Raw genomic sequence first — 17,349 nt, forward strand, 5'->3', positions numbered from 1 at the left:
CGTCGTCGCCTTTTCCAGGCGAAGTCTAGCGTCGGCGCACCCCGAGAGTTGAGAGGCATCCCTTATGACGAGGACGCGCTCGATCGCTTCCGTCGTCTCGAATAGTTCTGCGGCCAACGCGACATGCAGCGCTTCTTCAGCGTCACCGCGCCTTCCGTCCATCAGATGGTGCTCACCCTCGAGCGGGCCGGATTGATCCGCAGGCAACCGGGCCTCGCGCGCAGCATTGAACTGCTCGTCAAACCCGATATCCTACCCAGGCTACAACCCATCGAACCCGTCGAATCCTCTGTGCAGGGGTACTAGACGATGTTAGCCTTTCCGGCTGCGCTCGACGAACTTGTTGAAGCGGCTAGTCTTTCCGCCGCTGGTCTCATCCTGGTAGAGGAACGCCAGTTCGTTCTCATCGAAGATCCTGAAGAACTCGTCCCATTCAACGGGCTCGAACGTCTCTTCAGGCTCGCCGAAGTCGATGCGCAGTATGCCGCCCTCGCCCTTGGTGCGCACAACCGCCGGCCGCCCGTCGCGATCCTCGGCCCAACGGCGGATTTCGTCGTGATCGGTGGTCGTCTTCGATTCAGACATCGCAATCTCCCTTCGATTCCACCGCAGACCGCGAGACCCCCGCGTTGCCGGTCTGCCTCCACACAACCAGCAGATGCATCGCTGCCCGGCATGTGCGCGCGGTTAGTCGAACATGGCTCCTAACACCAAGCAGCCTTCGATGTTCCCACGCCTGGTTGAACCTACCCCGGCGAGCCTCCTGAACTTTGTTGAAGCAAGGGAACAAACCTTTCGCCCGGAAGTTTGGGGCGGCAAAGCCATTCGTATGAGGAGTTGTCGTGAAACGTATACTGGTCACGGGAGGCTGCGGTTTCATCGGCCGCCACGTCGCCCAGGAACTCGTTGAACATGGCTATGGGGTTTCAATTCTCGATGCGCTGCTGGACCAGGTGCATGGCGGCGAGGCAATCAGCCTGCCGCCAGGCGCCAAGCTGATCAAAGGCGACGTTCGCGATCGCGACGCCGTCGCAGAGGCGGTCGACGATGTCGACGCGATCATTCACCTGGCGGCTGAAGTGGGCGTCGGCCAGTCCATGTACGAGATCGCCCGCTATGTCGGCGCCAACGACCTCGGCACCGCCACGTTGCTGGAAGTGCTGATCAAACGCCCGATCGAACGGATCGTCGTTGCGTCGTCGATGAGCGTCTATGGCGAGGGTCTCTATGCCACGCCGGACGGCCGGCGCATCGACAATGCAAGACGGCAGCCGGACGACATCCGCAGCGGCCAATGGAATCCCCTGTCGCCGGAAGGTGAAGTCCTGTCGCCGCTGCCGACCGACGAGCAGAAACCGGTCGACCTCGCCTCGATCTACGCATTGACAAAATACGCCCAGGAACGCGCCGTGCTGATCTTCGGCGAAGCCTATGGCGTCGATGCGGTGGCGCTGCGCCTGTTCAATGTCTTCGGCGCCGGACAGGCACTCTCCAACCCGTATACCGGCGTGTTGGCGAACTTCGCCTCGCGCATCGCCAATGGCCAGCGGCCGCTGATTTTCGAAGACGGCGAACAGCAGCGCGACTTCGTTCATGTACGCGATGTCGCCCTCGCCTTCCGGCTGGCGCTGGAACAGCCTCAGGCGCGAGGCCACGTGATCAACATCGGCAGCGGGCGGGCCTACCCGGTCAGCGAGGTCGCCCGGCTGCTCGCCGAAACCATGGGCGTGCCTGGGCGCCAGCCGGAAATCCTCGGCAAGGCACGCTCCGGCGATATCCGCAACTGCTTTGCCGACATCTCGAAGGCGCGCGAACTGCTCGGCTTCCAGCCGCAGTACCGGCTGGAGCATTCGCTCGGCGATTTCGTCGCCTGGGTGCGCAACACGGTCGCCATCGATCGCAGTGCAGAGATGAAGCGGGAACTCGAAGCGCGAGGGCTGGTATCATGAGACCGGATTCACGCAATTTTCGCGAAGCGCCCGTCGCCATTATCGGCGGCAGCGGCTTCATCGGCTCGAACCTCGCCGACAGCCTGTTGTCGGACGGCGAGCCGGTGCTGGTCATCGACAATCTGAGCCGTCCCGGCGTCGAGCAGAACCTGGAATGGCTGACGCAAAAGCACGGCAACCGCCTCGCTGTCGAGATCGCCGATGTCCGTGACGCCGAGGCGCTCACGCCGTTGGTGGCAGGCTCGAGGGCAGTTTTCCACTTTGCCGCGCAGACCGCCGTCACCACGAGCCTAGTTCGGCCGGACGAGGATTTCGACATCAACCTGCGCGGGACGTTCAACGTCCTGGAAGCCGCTCGCCGCAGCGGCAAGCGCATCCCCGTCGTTTTCGCCAGCACCAACAAGGTCTATGGCCGCCTCGCCGACCTCGCCATGCGCGAAGAAGACGGCAGATACGCGCCTCGCGACGCGGGCGTCCGAGCGCACGGCGTCGACGAGACGCGCGGCCTCGATTTCTGCACGCCCTATGGCTGCTCCAAGGGCGCAGCGGACCAGTATGTCCTCGATTACGCCAAGTCATACGATCTGCCGACGGCGGTGCTGCGCATGAGCTGCATCTATGGACCGCGCCAGTTCGGGACGGAGGATCAGGGCTGGGTCGCCCATTTCCTGCTTAACGCGTTCTCCGACCGGCCGATCACCATCTACGGTGATGGCAAGCAGGTGCGCGACATCCTCCACGTTGCCGACGCGGTCGCGGCTTACCGCGCCGTGCTCGACCGCATCGAGGCGATCAAGGGCCAAGCATTCAATCTCGGCGGCGGACCGGAAAACGCCGTCAGCCTGCGCATGCTGCTGAAGGAGATCCGCAACATAACGAAACGGGACGTTCCGATTCGTTACGACCGCGAACGCACCGGCGACCAACCGTTCTTCGTCGCCGACACACGGGCGATCGAGGCGGCACTGGGATGGAAAGCGCACGTCCCGTGGCAAAACGGCATCCGCGACCTCGCCGACTGGCTGCAGCGTCATCGCCTCGACCCGCATCCCGAACCGGCGAGGTACGTGGCATGAGGGTCGCTCTGGTCAATCCGTCCTGGACGTACCAGGACAGCATCTATTTCGGCTGCCGCCAGCCGCATCTGCCGCTCGAACTCGGCTATTCGAAAGCGCTGCTCGAAGCCGCCGGCCACGAGGTGCTGATGCTGGACGGGCAGATCCAGAAGCTCGACAACGCCGCGCTCGCCGATCGCGTCGCCGCATTCGAGCCTGACATGACCGTCGTCAGCACCGCGCCGACCTACCTGTTCTGGCGCTGTGCACCGCCCGAGTTGCGGGTGCCGGCCGATTTCCTCAACCGGCTTGCCGGACGCGGCGGGCGCACCGTCGCCGTCGGTCCGCATGGCTCGGCGACGCCGGCGCCGACATTACGCAAGCTTGGCGTCGACATTGTCGTGCGCGGCGAATGCGAGGAAGTGGTCGCTGAACTTGCCCGGCGCGACGACTGGAGCGCGGTGCCGTCCACCGCCCATTTCGAGGATGGAAAACTGGTCTCGAACGGCGGCGTGCATGCGAGCTCGTTCATCGATCACCCGCCGCTCGAATGGCCGTCGGACTGGATTGCCGCGCATTCGCACCACCATCACCGCTTCGACGACAACCAGGTCGGTTTCGGTGCGGAGGTCGAGGCGTCGCGCGGCTGCCCGTACAATTGCAGCTTCTGCGCCAAGATCGATTTCCGCGATGCCTATCGCCGCCGGAACCACGAAGCAGTGATCGCGGAGATCGACCGGCTGATCGCACAGGGCGTCGGCTACATCTACTTCATCGACGAGATCTTCCTGCCGCAAAAGGCTTTGCTGGAGGCGCTGGTCGATCGCGATGTGAAGTTCGGCGTGCAGACCCGTATCGACCTCTGGAAACCGGAACTGCTGAGGCTGCTCGGCGCCGCCGGCTGCGTCTCCATAGAGGCGGGGCTCGAAAGCCTGACTGTGGAAGGCCGCGCCATGCTGGCAAAACGCTGCCGTTTGGGCACCGAGGAGCTGGCCGCGCTGCTGGTCGACGCCAGGCGCCACGTGCCGTTCGTGCAGGCCAATCTGATCGGCGTGGTCGAGGACGATCCCGCGCTCGTCGATTATTGGCGGAAGCACCTGATCGACAACGGCGTTTGGGCCAACGAACCGGTGCCGCTGTATCCTTATCCGAGTTCGCCGAGCTACCGCGAACTTTGGGGCGAGCCGGACGATCTCGCCTGGGAGCGCGCGCATGAACATTATCTCGCATCCTTCCGAACGTTCAGCGACATCCAGGAGAAGCGGCCGCGTCCGCTGGCCGAATTGGAGGCCACATGTTGCGGACACTGAGCCCGCGGCCGCGGCGTATCCTGATGACTGTCGATGCCGTTGGGGGCGTCTGGCGTTATGCGCTCGATCTGGCCAGGCAACTGGTCGCCGGCGGCGACAGCGTCGTGCTTGCCGGGCTTGGTCCGGAACCGTCCAGGCAGCAGGCCGAGGAGGCCCAGTCATTCGCGGCGCTGACCTGGCTCGCCACACCGCCCGACTGGATGACCCGCAACGAGCACGATCTCGACACATTGCAGCAGGAGCTGCACCCACTCATACGTGACTACGCCATCGACGTCCTCCATCTCAATGCGCCGACGCAGGCTGCGGGGCTGGACGTGCCCTGCCCCGTCGTGGCGGTGTCGCATTCCTGCGTGGTGACATGGTTCCACGCCGTCAAAGGACAGGCGGCAGACGGCGAATGGGCTTGGCAGAAGGACCGCAACCGGCGCGGTTTCGACAAAGCAGGCATGGTCGTTGCGCCCAGCCGCAGCCATGCCGACATGCTCGAAACCTGCTACGGGCCGATCGCGCGCCTGAGCGTCGTCGGCAACGGCGCACGGCCCGGCGCGAAGAGCGAAAGGCGGGAATCGGTCGTTTTCGCCGCCGCGCGCTGGTGGGACGAAGGAAAGAATGCGGCGGTGCTGGACCAGGCCGCCTCCCTGACGCAATGGCCGGTTTTCGTCGCCGGTTCGCTGCAAGGGCCGGACGGCCAGCATGTTGGCTTCAGTCATGCGGTTCCCGTCGGGCCGGTGCCGCATGAGGAAGTGCGCTTGCTGATGGCCCGGGCCGGCATTTTCGTATCGCCGTCGCTCTACGAACCGTTCGGTCTGGCCACGCTGGAAGCCGCGATGTCGAAGACGCCTTTGGTGCTCGCCGATATCTCGACCTATCGCGAATTGTGGGACGGCGCGGCCTTATTCTACGACGCGCGCGATCCGGACGATCTCGCCAGATGCATCAACAACCTTTGTAGCGACGCGCAGCGCCGGCGAGAACTCGGTGAGGCAGCCGCCCGCCGAAGCCGCAGATTTTCATTGGCAAGACAGGCGACTGCCATGCGCGGCGTCTACGACAAGGCGGCCCTGGCCACCATGGCGGATAGTTGATCATGCGGTTTTTGTTCTACACCCATTCGATCGTTTCCGACTGGAACCACGGCAACGCACATTTCCTGCGCGGCATCATGCGTGAGCTGGTCGCGCGCGGGCACCAGACGATCGCGCTGGAACCCGCCGACGGTTGGAGCCGGTCGAACCTGGTAGCCGAGAAAGGGTCCTTCGCGATCGAGCGATTCCGGAAGGATTTCCCCGAGTTGATGCCGGTGACCTACGATGCCGCTTTCGACCACGAAGCCTGGATATCCGATGCCGATGTGGTGATCGTGCATGAGTGGACCGAGCCGGACCTTGTTGCGCGGCTGGGCAAGGCGAAAGCAACTGGCGGCCGTTTCACGCTGCTGTTCCACGACACGCACCATCGCGTCATCTCGGCCACGCAAGCGATTTCTGCCTTGCAGCTTGAACATTACGACGGCGTGCTCGCCTTCGGCGAGGCGCTGCGGGAAAGCTATCTTCGCGCCGGATGGGGCAAGCGGGTCTTTACCTGGCACGAGGCAGCCGATGACCATCTGTTCCAGCCCCATCCTGAAATCGAGCGCAGCGCCGACCTGATCTGGATCGGCAATTGGGGCGACGACGAGCGCAGCGCCGAAATCAGAGAATTCCTGGTCGAGCCGGTGCGTGAGCTCGGATTGAGCGGCACTGTCCACGGCGTTCGCTATCCACGGCAAGCGCTCGCCGACCTTGCGGCCGCCGGCCTGCACTACGAAGGTTGGATCGCCAACGCCGACGTGCCGAAGGCGTTTGCAGCAAACCGCATCACAGTGCACATCCCCAGGCGTCCATACCGCGAAAGCCTGCCCGGCATCCCGACCATCCGCATGTTCGAGGCGCTCGCCTGCGGCATCCCGCTCGTTTCGGCGCCGTGGTCCGATGTCGAACGCCTGTTCAGGCCCGGCGTAGATTTTCTGTTTGCAAACAACGGTTCCGAGATGCGGCGTCATCTTCGCGCCGTGCTGCACGACGCGGATCTCGCCGCTTCTCTGGCGACATCGGGCCTCGAGACCATCCGCTTGCGGCACACATGCCGGCACCGGGCGGATCAATTGTTCGGCGTGCTCGCCGAATGCGGGCGCCGCCAAGCCGCCGACACGATCCTTGCAACGGAGGCCGCCGAATGAAGATTGCATTTTACGGGTCAAGCCTGCTGTCGTCCTACTGGAACGGCGCGGCCACCTATTACCGCGGGCTGCTCAAGGCTCTGGCCAGGCTCGGCTATGACATCACCTTCTATGAGCCCGATGTCTACGATCGCCAGAAGAACCGCGACATCGAGGCGCCAGACTGGTGTGCCGTCGTCGTCTATGAGGCGACCCCACAGGCGCTGATGCAGGTGGCGGCGCGGGCGGCGGAGGCAGATATCGTCGTCAAGGCGAGCGGCGTCGGTTTCGCCGACGACGCGCTGTTGCGGGCGGTGCTCGATCACGCCCGTGCCGGTGCGCTCACCGTATTCTGGGATGTCGATGCGCCGGCGACGCTTGGCCAGTTGCGCGACGAGCCCGACCATCCGCTGCATCGCGCGCTGCAGGAAATCGACTTGGTGCTGACCTATGGCGGCGGCGACCCGGTGGTCTGGGCCTATCGGGCAATGGGGGCGGCCGAATGCGTGCCGATCTACAACGCGCTCGATCCGGAAACGCATCATCCGGTCGGCAAGGACATTCGCTTTGCCTGCGATCTCGCCTTTCTCGGCAACCGGCTGCCGGACCGCGAGGCGCGCGTCGAGGCCTTCTTCCTCGACCCGGCCGGCCGCTCCGCCGATCAGCGCTTCCTGCTCGGCGGATCGGGCTGGGGCGACAAGCAGATGCCCGCCAATGTCCGATGGCTCGGCCATGTCGGCACGCGCGACCACAATGCATTGAACGTCACGGCCAAGGCGGTGCTGAACATCAGCCGCGACAGCATGGCGGCCAATGGCTTTTCACCTGCGACGCGCGTTTTTGAGGCGGCGGGCGCCGGCGCATGCCTCATCACCGACGCCTGGCTCGGCGTCGACCTGTTCCTGAAACCCGGCGAGGAAATCCTGGTCGCGCGCGATGGCGAGGACGTCGCCGAGATCATGCAAAGCCTTAGTGCCGAACGGGCTAAGGCGATCGGGACATCGGCGCTTCGGCGCGTGCTTGGCGAACATACCTATACGACACGTGCCGTTTTAGCCGACGCTATCTTCAGGCGCCATTTCGAGCGTCCGACCGTGGAGGCGGCCGAATGACAAAGCCGCTCGACATCGTCTTTCTTGGCCTGTCGCTCTCCTCATCCTGGGGAAACGGCCACGCCACCACCTTTCGGGGGCTGCTTAAAGGTTTCCACGAACTCGGTCACCGCGTCACCTTTCTCGAACGCGACGTGCCGTGGTACGCAAGTCACCGGGATCTGCGCGATCCCGATTTCTGCGCCTTGCGCTACTATGAAACGATCGATGATCTTCGCCGCAATTTTGCGCGCTGCCTGCGCGATGCCGATATCGTGGTCGTCGGCTCCTTCGTTCCCGAAGGCCCTGAAATCATCGACGTCGTGGCATCGCTATGCACGGGTCAGTTCTGCTTCTACGACATCGACACGCCGATCACGCTGGCAAAGCTTTCGACCGATGATTGCGAGTACATTGCCAGGCGGCAGGTCCCGTATTTCGACGTCTACTTCTCCTTCACCGGCGGGCCGACGCTTGCCCGTCTGACGGCGGAATTCGGCGCGAGGCGGGCCGAGCCGCTCTACTGCTCCGTCGACCCGGAACGGCATCACGGAACCGGTGATCCAATCCGCTGGGATCTCGGCTATCTCGGCACCTACAGCCCCGACCGCCAGGCGACGCTGGAGGCCCTGCTGTTCGAACCGGCGCGTCGCATGCCGGAGCGCCGCTTCGTCGTGGCAGGCTCGCAATATCCGCGCGAAATCGCCTGGCCGGACAATGTGGATCGCATCGAACACCTGCCGCCGGCAGATCACGCCGCCTTTTACAGCCGCCAACGCTATACGTTGAACGTCACGCGCAGTTCCATGATCGCGGCCGGATGGTCGCCCAGCGTGCGCCTCTTCGAGGCAGCCGCCTGCGGCACGGCGATCATCAGCGATAGCTGGGCGGGACTGGACAGCCTGTTTCCGGGGCAAACGATCCACATGGCGCGCAGGACCGAGGACGTGATCGGCATCCTGTCTGGGGAATCCGACAGCGCCCGGCTTGCCATGGCCAGGCAAGCGCGCGCGCTCATCCTGGCAGCCCACACAAGCACCGCGAGAGCCCGCGAATTCGTTTCGCTGCTGGCGCAGGCCAAATCGCCACGTTCTGCTCTCGATCTGGATGTCGAGAGTGCAGCATGACCCGCAGACGGGAGAAAATAGAGATGCAGCTATCAAGAAAGGCGCAACGGACCAGGACCGTGCTTGTCGCCGGCGGCGCCGGTTTCCTCGGTTCGCATCTTTGCGAGACAATGCTCCAGACCGGCTGGCGCGTGATCTGCGTCGACAATTTCCTTACCGGCCGTATGGAGAACATAGCATCGATCGCCGATCGTCCGGATTTTCGGTTGATCAAGCAGGACATTTGCCGACCGTTGGAGCTTGGCGAGCCGGTGGATCGCATCTTCAACATGGCGTGCGCGGCCTCGCCGCCGCGTTACCAGGCCGACCCGGTCCATACGACGCGGACTTGCGTCATCGGAACGCTCAATCTGCTGGAGCTCGCCGCCCGCAATGGCGCCCGGTTCCTGCAGGCGTCCACCAGCGAAATTTATGGCGATCCCGAACAGCATCCGCAGAAGGAAGACTATGTCGGCCACGTGAACTGCATCGGCCCCCGCGCCTGCTATGACGAAGGCAAGCGCACCGCCGAAACCTTGTGCTTCGATTATTTGAGAATGGGAAAGGCCGATATCCGTGTAGCGCGCATCTTCAACACCTATGGTCCCAGGATGGATCCTGCGGATGGACGGATCGTTTCCAATCTGATCATGCAGGCACTCGAGAGACGGCCGCTGACGATATTCGGCGACGGGCTGCAGACCAGGTCGTTCTGCTACGTTTCCGATCTGGTCGACGGCTTGATCCGGTTGATGGAGGTCAATCCCAACCCGCGCCAGCCGATCAATCTAGGCAATCCGGGGGAGTTCACCATCCTGCAACTGGCGGGCCTGGTGAGAGGCATGACCGCCACCAAATCGGACTTGAAATTCCTGCCGCTGCCGCAAGACGATCCTCGTCGTCGGCAACCCGACATTTCCCGTGCAAGGAAGCTTCTCGGCTGGTCGCCCAAAGTGCCGCTCAGGCAGGGTTTGATGCGCACAATCGCCTATTTTGCCGAGCTTGAGACGGCGCAGATGGTCGACAGAAGACGTCGAATTGCCGCCACCGTGCGTTCTGCCTCAGGCCGGCTGCAAAACCTGCCGGCCTGAGGCGGGGAGCGTCTGGCCGCTGCATGAAAGCGCCGTCGTCTCGGATTTGGTCACTTTTTCTCGTCGCGGGAACAACCCGTCCAGCTTCTGGTTCTGTCAAGGTACCGGCATGGAGACGATTGTGCATCCGAAGCGATCCGCCAAAGACATCGAACAAATGGCCGCAAAGGAGACGGCTGCCTTCCTGCGGCGCGCCTCCATCACCTATCTGGAATGTTGTGTGAGCCTGATGATGACGCATCTTCAGCGCGAGGAGGTAGCGGCCATCCTCGAAAAGGAAGCGGATATGCTGCGCCGGCTGGACTGATCCTGGTCGAGCGGCGGCAGGTCGCCTTGGCTTTCCAGGAAACGAAGCAGCGCGGCAGCGTAACGTCTTGCCGCGGCCGCCAGCCGGATTTGTTCCCGATCATCGCCCGATCGCTCAGCCATGCTCCACAAGCCAAGCTGGAAGGCGAGATAGCAGGGCTCGTAGTAGTGGACCAGATTGGCATCGACCGGACGAGACGTAGTCGCCTCGACAGCTTTGCACAGTGCCGCAGTCGCCGCGTCGGCGAGGCTGTACTCGACACGGGCGCCGGCAATGTCCCAGGCGATGTCCTGGCAGCCGACCAGATCGTGCGACCGACAATGGTCGAGGGCGTCCGTCTTGATCAGCGTTCCGCCGCGCGAAAGGATGAACTCCCACGGATGAAGCCGCCCGTCGATTTCGACCCGCTGCATGGTCTTTGGTGGAGCCTGTTTCGAGAACCAGTTCCGCAGCTCCGCCGCGCGGCTTTCGCCCAAAGCCTCGCTTGTATTCCGCACGGCCATGTCGGCAAGCGCCTCCAGCGAGGCGCCCGGTTCGGAGGCGGGCAGATTGGCTGCCCGCCAGGACAGATAGCGCGCGAGACGAGTGACCATTTTTTCTTTCGAAAGCCTTGCCCGGTCCAGCGTTGCACCGTCGATCCAGCGTTCGACGAGAAAGCCATGGCACAGCCCGGCGACTTCCGGGCCAAAGCCTGCATCGTGCAGCTTCCTGGCGGTCTCGGCCTTTTGCATTCCGATTTCGCCGAGGCCAACGAATTTGACCGACCATTTTCCCCGGCCCGCAAAAGCGAGGAACTTTCGCCGCTCGAAGCCGCGGTGAACAGGTGGCCAATGATCCAGCGAGCCATAGTGCAAGCGACGCCACTCTCCGGCGGATGTTTCGGTCAGGCTGGCCGCTGTGCGGCCGATCGTCCTGGCCACCCAATCCCGCAACGTCGGGACAGCGGATCCAGCGGGGAAAGTCCGTTCGAAATCCGCGGTGTGTTTTTGGCAAACCGTCCATGCCTCACGACTGTCCGCCGATGCCTCGGGACCCGGCCCACCCGAATGGCTGGGGAACAGATGGATGCGCCCGGCATCGATGCCCAGCCTTTGCAGCCATGCGACGACGGCGTGAAACGAACTTCCTGACAGGCCCGGGCCTTCGTCGACGATGGCAAAGCGGGCCGACGGCTTCGTCATCCAGCTACCGATCAGTTCCGGATCGGCGGCAAGCCGCCTGCGAAACGGATGACCGGTCGGACGGACGCTGACGGGTGCCGGTGCGCCAATGGCTGCAGCCACCATCGCTGCAAGCCCCAGGCCGATGCTGCGGATGCCGATTACGCATGTGTTCGCATCGAGACCCGACTGCCGCGCGGCGACGAAATAGCTCTCCGGATAGAGCGCGTAATGGGCGTAGCCCTCGGCCGTGTCGATGAGGATTTCGCCGTCGCAATCGAGTTCGGCCAGCATTCGCGGCACGTCCGCACGGACCGGGCCGTCGATCGCGAATCCGGCCGCCCACGATCTGCCCACGTCCCGGGCCAAGCCGACCAGGAGATTTGCGCCCGCGATCCGCTGTCGGGAATTCCTGTCCATGCAGTTGGCCTCGAATTCAGCATCGGCAAGGCCCTGGACCAATTCCGAGATCTTGATGAACAGGCCGACCAGGGCTGCGTGGCGTTCGATCCCGCTTGGCATGTCCGCAATGTGCCCGGCCGCTTTGCAGGCTGAGCCGCGAACATATCCCGCGCTCTCAATTCGCTTGTGGTCGCCATAGACGATCATTGTCCCGTCCCGGTTGGCCTCACTGCACAACTCGGCGAGCGCTACTTTGATCCACCATCGGTTGCACGATTTTTGCAGCCGGCAAGGAACAATCAGCGAGGCAGGCGGTTTGGCACGAAGAACTTACCTTCAACAGCATAGGCAGCGGTTTCGTGGGATCGAAGAAAGTTCGGATCGGAATAGTCGGCGTCGGCAACTGCGCCTCCTCCCTTGTTCAGGGCATCACCTATTACCGCGACGCAAGGAGCAATGAGCCCATACCCGGGCTGATGCATGCCGATCTTGGCGGCTATCATGTCAAGGACATCGAAGTGGTCTGCGCTTTCGACGTCGCCAAGGGCAAGGTCGGACGCGATGTGGCAGACGCGATCTACAGCGCGCCGAACAATACTTTCCGCTTTGCCGATGTGGCGGCTACCGGCGTTCGCGTCGAACGCGGGCCGACACTGGACGGCATCGGCAAATATCTGCGCGACGAGATCCAGGAGGCCGACGACCCCGTCGCCAACATCAGCAAGATCCTCGCCGAAAGCGGCGCCGAAATCCTGGTGTCCTATCTGCCTGTCGGTTCGGAGGAGGCAACGCGCTTTTATGCCGAGTGCGCGCTCGAGGCCGGCTGCGCCTTCGTCAACTGCATACCCGTCTTCATCGCCTCGCGGCCGGAGTGGCGCCGCCGCTTCGAGCAGCACGGCCTGCCGCTGATCGGCGACGACATCAAGAGCCAGGTCGGTGCGACGATCGTACATCGTCTGCTCGCCAACCTGTTCCGCGAGCGCGGCGTGCGTATCGATCGCACCTACCAGCTCAATTTCGGCGGCAACACCGACTTCCTCAACATGCTGGAGCGCGAGCGACTGGAATCGAAGAAGATCTCAAAGACGCAATCCGTCACCAGCCAGATCGACGTTCCCCTGGAGCCCGGCAACATTCACGTCGGGCCGAGCGACCATGTCCCGTGGCTGACCGATCGCAAGTGGGCCTATATCCGGGTCGAAGGCACGACCTTCGGCGGTGTGCCGCTGAATGCCGAGCTCAAGCTGGAAGTGTGGGATTCGCCCAATTCGGCCGGCGTCGTCATCGATGCGGTGCGTTGCGCCAAGCTGGCGCTCGACCGCGGTATCGCGGGCGCGCTGACCGGTCCCTGCAGCTATTTCATGAAATCGCCGCCCGAGCAGTTCACCGACGCGGAAGCCCGCCAGCGCACGCTCTCTTTCATCGCCGGCAAGGACGAGCCGATGCTCGATGCCGCGGAATGACGACGACGTTCTTTCTGGTGCGCCACGCCGCGCACGACAATGTCGGCTGTTATCTTGCCGGACGGATGGCCGGCGTTTGCCTCGGCGAAGCCGGCAAGGCACAGGCCTCGCATCTGGCAGACCGCATGGCACGCGAGGCGATAGCGGCAATCTTCTGCAGCCCGCGCGAACGCACGCAGGAGACTGCCAACCCGATCGCGCTCGCCTGCAATGCCGGTGAGATCGTGATCCGCGAGGAACTCGATGAGATCGACTTCGGCACCTGGTCGGGAAAGACCTTCGAAGAGCTGAACCAGGATGCCGACTGGCGAGTGTGGAACGACCAGCGTCAGCAGGCGAGAACACCGAGCGGCGAGACCATGCTGGACGTGCAGCAACGCGTCGTCTCATTGATCGAGCAGGTCCGCGGCACCTACCAGAACCAGGGCGTCGCACTTGTCAGCCATGCCGACGTCATCAAGGCCGCCGTGTGCAAGGTGCTCGGCCTGTCGCTGGGAAACTGCTTTCGCTTCGATATCGACCCAGCGTCGATCACCACGGTTGTTTGGGGGGACTGGGGGTCGAAGCTGATCAGACTCAACGAAGCTGCCTGACGAGGAATTGCCGGATGCGCATGGTCATTTTCGGTCTTACCGTGACATCGTCGTGGGGCAATGGGCACGCCACGCTGTGGCGCGGATTGATCCGGGCGATGGCCGGGCTGGGCTGGTCTATCACCTTCTTCGAACGCAACACTCCCTATTATGCCGGGACGCGCGACCTCGACCAATTGGATGGCGGCAACCTCGTCCTTTATCAGGATTGGGAGGACATCCAGCGCGTTGCCGAGCAGGCGATGAATGAGGCCGATGTGGTCATCGTCACCTCCTATTGCCCCGATGCCGTGAGCGCATCGCGCCTTGCCCACCAGGCCTGTCGCGGGCTGAAGGTGTTCTACGATCTGGATACGCCGGTGACACTGGCGCGGATCGAACAAGGTGAGCCTCCGGCCTATTTCGGGCCGGAAGGGCTTCGCGATTTCGATCTCGTGCTGAGCTACACGGGAGGCACCGCGATCGACGCATTGAAGTCGATGCTGGGTGCACGCCGCGTCATGCCGCTCTACGGCCATGTCGATCCAGAGCGACACCGGCCGGCTCCGCCCAGGCCGGAGTTTGCCGGCGACCTTTCCTATCTCGGGACCTATGCGGCAGACCGCCAGGTCGGGGTCGAGAGGCTGCTGGTCAGTCCGGCTGCGCGCCTGCCGGAGCGCCGCTTCATCATTGGCGGCGCACAATATCCGCAGGAATTCCCGTGGAGCGACAATATTTTCTTCGTCCGGCATCTGCCGCCGGCCGACCACCCCGCCTTCTTTTCATCATCACGGCTGACCCTGAACGTGACCCGCGAGGCGATGGCCGAAAGGGGCTGGTGTCCTTCCGGCCGGCTGTTCGAAGCCGCCGCTTGCGGTGCCGCGATGGTGAGCGACACATGGCCGGGACTGGAGGCCTTTTTCCGGCCCGGCGAAGAGATCGTCGTGGCGAACAGCACCGACGACGTGGTCGCCGCGCTCGACCTGTCCGACGCCGAGCTTAACGCTATCCGCCGCCGAGCGCGCGAGCGGGTGCTGGACGAACACACCTCGGCGCGGCGCGCGAAGGAATTCGACCGCATCCTGTCCGATGCACTGCACGGCTCCACGCATGGCGAGCCGTTGAAGGAGGCAGTTTGATGTTGGGCATCGTGCCCGCAGCCGGACGGGGAAGCCGCATCCAGCCGCTCGGCTTTTCGAAGGAGCTTCTGCCGGTCGGCAGCCGCATCGACGGCAACACCGAGCGGCCTTGCGCGGTCAGCGAATACCTGGTGCGCCGCATGGTGCGCGCGGGGGCCGACAAGATCTGCTTCGTCATCGGCTCGGGTAAGTCGGATATCCTCGAATATTATTCTGCCGGCTATGCCGACGCGACTGCGCTGTTTGTGGTGCAGCCCTCTCCGGTCGGCCTTTGCGACGCCATCTTCCGTGCCGCACCGCTCGTCACAGCCGATGAGACCGTTCTGGTCGGGTTGCCCGATACGATCTGGTTTCCCGAAGACGGCTTCCTGGCCCTCCCGGACGACGGCCTGTCCTTCCTGCTGTTTCCGGTGGACCAGCCGGAGTTCTTCGATGCCGTCGTTGTCGACCAGGACGACCGGGTGAAGCAAATCCAGGTCAAGCAGCAGAATGCCCAATCGAACTGGATCTGGGGTGCGTTCAAGATGCCCGGCCGCACCCTTCACCAGCTCGCCGCGCTGTGGCGGGAACGGGACCGGTGCGACGAATATATCGGCACGCTGGTCAATGCCTATCTCGCCGCCGGAGGCGATGCCTATGGCATCAAGGCTGGCACCGCCTATGTCGACGTCGGCACCTTCAACGGCTACCGCACCGCACTTCGCCTGCTTGAAAGCGCCGCCGGTACCAAGGACGACCAAGTCGCCATTACGCTGCCCGGCCACCAGCACGTCCCTGTCCTCGCAGGCGAAGGAGGCTAGCCATGCTGCATTCCGATGCCGAAATCCGCCGCCGTATCGATGCGCTCGGCCCATGGTTCCACAATATGGAACTGGCCGGCATCGAAACCGCTCCCGACCATTTCCTTGGCAACTATCCGCTGATCAAATGGCGCAAATTCGCGGACGCCATCCCCGCCGATCTTTCCGGCAAGGCGGTGCTCGACATAGGCTGCAATGCGGGTTTCTATTCGATCGAGATGAAACGCCGCGGCGCCGGCCGCGTGCTTGGCATCGATTTCGATGAGGCTTACCTAGCGCAGGCGCGCTTTGCCGCCGAGGTTGCGGACTGCGACATCGAATTCCGGCAGCTCTCGGTCTACGACGTTGGCGCCCTGCATGAGCGGTTCGACATCGTGCTGTTCATGGGCGTGCTCTACCATTTGCGCCATCCCTTGCTCGCTCTCGATCTGATCCGGGAGCACGTCGCCCGGGACCTGATGATCTTCCAGTCGATGCAGCGCGGCAGCACCAACGTGCCGGCGCTCGAGCAGAATTATCATTTCTGGACGCACGACCTGTTCGACCGGCCGGATTTCCCAAAGCTGCATTTCATCGAGCATCGTTACGCCGACGACCCGACCAACTGGTGGATTCCCAATCGCGCCTGCACCGAAGCCATGCTGCGCAGCGCCGGCTTCGAGATCGTCCTGCAACCGGAGCAGGAGGTCTATTTCTGCCGCACCGCCGACGTGCCGGCCGGTGGCGGCGTCGTCTACCCGTCGAAAGGACAAATAAATGATTGAAGCCGCGATGATCTGGAACGAGCCCAACAACAAATCCCACTGGGATCCCGAGCTCGACCCCGACTGGAGCCGCTTCGCCAACATGGCAACCCTGGTCGCCGACGCGATCGCGTCGGAGAATCCGGCCTTGACCAAGGTCCTTGGCGGCATCTCGCCGATCGATGCCGGTTTCATGACACGGATGAAGGAGTTCGATGTGCTCGATCATGTCGATGCTGTCGCCGTGCACGGTTTCCCGCTCGACTGGAACCTCTGGCAGATCCACGAATGGCCGCAGAAGATCGGCGAGATTTCGGCTGTCACCGATCTTCCGGTATGGGTCAGCGAGGTCGGCGTGTCGACCTTCGGCGCCGAGGAGGTACAGGTCTGGGGCCTGCGCCGGACCGCGGAATTGCTGATCGGCAACGCACCGCGCATCCAATGGTACAGCCTCTACGACCTGCCGCGCGAGTGGGAAGCGACGACGCGCCATCGCGAGGCGGAAGGCTCGTCTTACTACCGCCATTTCTACATGGGCCTGCTCCGCCAGGACGGCACGCCAAAGCCCGCGCTCGAGGAGTTCCTGCACCACACGCCGGCAATGGGACTGGTGCAGTGGTTCCATTTCGAAGATCACCGGCTGGACGACGCCGTTGCCTGGATGAAACGGCTCGGCGTCACCAATCTGCGCACCGGGCTTTCCTGGGCCGACAGCTTCAGGCCGAACGCACTTGACTGGTTCGACCGGCAGATGGAGGCTTTGGCCGACTTCGACGTGACGGTTACTTTCTGCTTCACGCCGGAACACCGCGGAATGATGCCGCACCACAGCAGTCCGCCGCTGGTGCCGGAGGAATTCGCCGACTTCTGCGCGGCAATGACGCGCCGATATGCCGGCAGCATCGCTGCCCCTTCGGTCGGCAGGCTGCGCGCCTCCGCAGCGTGAGGAGCTTCGGCTCTC

General features: G+C 63.5%; 17 protein-coding genes. 15 read left to right on the forward strand and 2 right to left on the reverse strand.

The genetic code is table 11. The features are described 5' to 3' along the window. Nucleotides 1-123 precede the first annotated feature (123 nt). The gene (locus NKI97_RS08375; protein ID WP_352451545.1) at nt 124-306 is read left to right on the forward strand and encodes a LexA family transcriptional regulator; all 183 of its coding nucleotides are present in this window, start codon (nt 124-126) and stop codon (nt 304-306) included. 6 nt (nt 307-312) lie between these two features. Here NKI97_RS08375 and NKI97_RS08380 read toward each other — a convergent pair whose 3' ends face one another. Next, the gene (locus NKI97_RS08380; RefSeq protein WP_023676123.1) at nt 313-585 is read right to left on the reverse strand and encodes a hypothetical protein; all 273 of its coding nucleotides are present in this window, start codon (nt 583-585) and stop codon (nt 313-315) included. 257 nt (nt 586-842) lie between these two features. Here NKI97_RS08380 and NKI97_RS08385 point away from each other — a divergent pair, with 257 nt between their 5' ends. From NKI97_RS08385 to NKI97_RS08420, 8 genes are read left to right on the forward strand one after another with little or no spacing between them, the layout of a single operon-like run. After that, a complete protein-coding gene (locus tag NKI97_RS08385) occupies nt 843-1,949 on the forward strand; it encodes an NAD-dependent epimerase/dehydratase family protein (protein ID WP_352833524.1) in 1,107 nt (368 codons plus the stop codon). Continuing rightward, nucleotides 1,946-3,025 (forward strand): NAD-dependent epimerase/dehydratase family protein, encoded by a 1,080-nt coding sequence (locus NKI97_RS08390; protein ID WP_352833526.1) that lies wholly within the window; start codon nt 1,946-1,948, stop codon nt 3,023-3,025. Before NKI97_RS08385 ends, NKI97_RS08390 begins: the two co-directional genes overlap by 4 nt. Beyond that, nucleotides 3,022-4,314, forward strand: a complete 1,293-nt coding sequence (locus NKI97_RS08395; protein ID WP_352743947.1) for a TIGR04295 family B12-binding domain-containing radical SAM protein — start codon at nt 3,022-3,024, stop codon at nt 4,312-4,314. The genes NKI97_RS08390 and NKI97_RS08395 overlap by 4 nt, the downstream gene beginning before the upstream one ends. Further along, the gene (locus tag NKI97_RS08400) at nt 4,299-5,402 is read left to right on the forward strand and encodes a glycosyltransferase family 4 protein (protein ID WP_352743949.1); all 1,104 of its coding nucleotides are present in this window, start codon (nt 4,299-4,301) and stop codon (nt 5,400-5,402) included. The genes NKI97_RS08395 and NKI97_RS08400 overlap by 16 nt, the downstream gene beginning before the upstream one ends. Before the next feature lie 2 nt (nt 5,403-5,404). Then, nucleotides 5,405-6,535, forward strand: a complete 1,131-nt coding sequence (locus NKI97_RS08405) for a CgeB family protein (RefSeq protein WP_352833528.1) — start codon at nt 5,405-5,407, stop codon at nt 6,533-6,535. Then, nucleotides 6,532-7,626 carry a CgeB family protein gene (locus NKI97_RS08410; protein WP_352833531.1) on the forward strand — a complete coding sequence of 365 codons (1,095 nt, stop codon included), beginning with the start codon at nt 6,532-6,534 and terminating at the stop codon, nt 7,624-7,626. Before NKI97_RS08405 ends, NKI97_RS08410 begins: the two co-directional genes overlap by 4 nt. Then, nucleotides 7,623-8,732 carry a CgeB family protein gene (locus tag NKI97_RS08415; protein ID WP_352451537.1) on the forward strand — a complete coding sequence of 370 codons (1,110 nt, stop codon included), beginning with the start codon at nt 7,623-7,625 and terminating at the stop codon, nt 8,730-8,732. The genes NKI97_RS08410 and NKI97_RS08415 overlap by 4 nt, the downstream gene beginning before the upstream one ends. A 23-nt stretch (nt 8,733-8,755) precedes the next feature. Next, nucleotides 8,756-9,802: a UDP-glucuronic acid decarboxylase family protein gene (locus NKI97_RS08420; RefSeq protein ID WP_352451536.1), complete on the forward strand. Its 1,047-nt coding sequence runs from the start codon at nt 8,756-8,758 to the stop codon at nt 9,800-9,802. 243 nt (nt 9,803-10,045) lie between these two features. On the opposite strand, the gene NKI97_RS08425 is transcribed toward NKI97_RS08420, so the two are convergent. Then, nucleotides 10,046-11,791, reverse strand: a complete 1,746-nt coding sequence (locus NKI97_RS08425) for a protein kinase family protein (RefSeq protein WP_352833535.1) — start codon at nt 11,789-11,791, stop codon at nt 10,046-10,048. A 239-nt stretch (nt 11,792-12,030) separates the two neighbouring features. Between NKI97_RS08425 and NKI97_RS08430 the strand changes: the two genes are divergently transcribed. From NKI97_RS08430 to NKI97_RS08455, 6 genes are read left to right on the forward strand one after another with little or no spacing between them, the layout of a single operon-like run. Further along, nucleotides 12,031-13,134: an inositol-3-phosphate synthase gene (locus NKI97_RS08430; RefSeq protein ID WP_352451533.1), complete on the forward strand. Its 1,104-nt coding sequence runs from the start codon at nt 12,031-12,033 to the stop codon at nt 13,132-13,134. Further along, nucleotides 13,131-13,727: a histidine phosphatase family protein gene (locus tag NKI97_RS08435; protein WP_352743960.1), complete on the forward strand. Its 597-nt coding sequence runs from the start codon at nt 13,131-13,133 to the stop codon at nt 13,725-13,727. The genes NKI97_RS08430 and NKI97_RS08435 overlap by 4 nt, the downstream gene beginning before the upstream one ends. A gap of 14 nt (nt 13,728-13,741) precedes the next feature. Beyond that, on the forward strand, nt 13,742-14,845 hold the full coding sequence (locus NKI97_RS08440) for a CgeB family protein (protein ID WP_352451531.1): 1,104 nt from the start codon (nt 13,742-13,744) through the stop codon (nt 14,843-14,845). Then, entirely contained in the window at nt 14,845-15,645 is an 801-nt protein-coding gene (locus NKI97_RS08445; protein WP_352593695.1) for a nucleotidyltransferase family protein, read from the forward strand. The genes NKI97_RS08440 and NKI97_RS08445 overlap by 1 nt, the downstream gene beginning before the upstream one ends. A 2-nt stretch (nt 15,646-15,647) precedes the next feature. Continuing rightward, on the forward strand, nt 15,648-16,409 hold the full coding sequence (locus NKI97_RS08450; RefSeq protein ID WP_023676138.1) for a TIGR04290 family methyltransferase: 762 nt from the start codon (nt 15,648-15,650) through the stop codon (nt 16,407-16,409). Then, complete coding sequence (locus NKI97_RS08455; RefSeq protein ID WP_023676139.1) at nt 16,402-17,334, forward strand: glycoside hydrolase 5 family protein; 933 nt, start codon at nt 16,402-16,404, stop codon at nt 17,332-17,334. Before NKI97_RS08450 ends, NKI97_RS08455 begins: the two co-directional genes overlap by 8 nt. Nucleotides 17,335-17,349 lie beyond the last annotated feature (15 nt).

Source organism: Mesorhizobium sp. M0296, assembly GCF_040321675.1.
GTDB lineage: Bacteria > Pseudomonadota > Alphaproteobacteria > Rhizobiales > Rhizobiaceae > Mesorhizobium.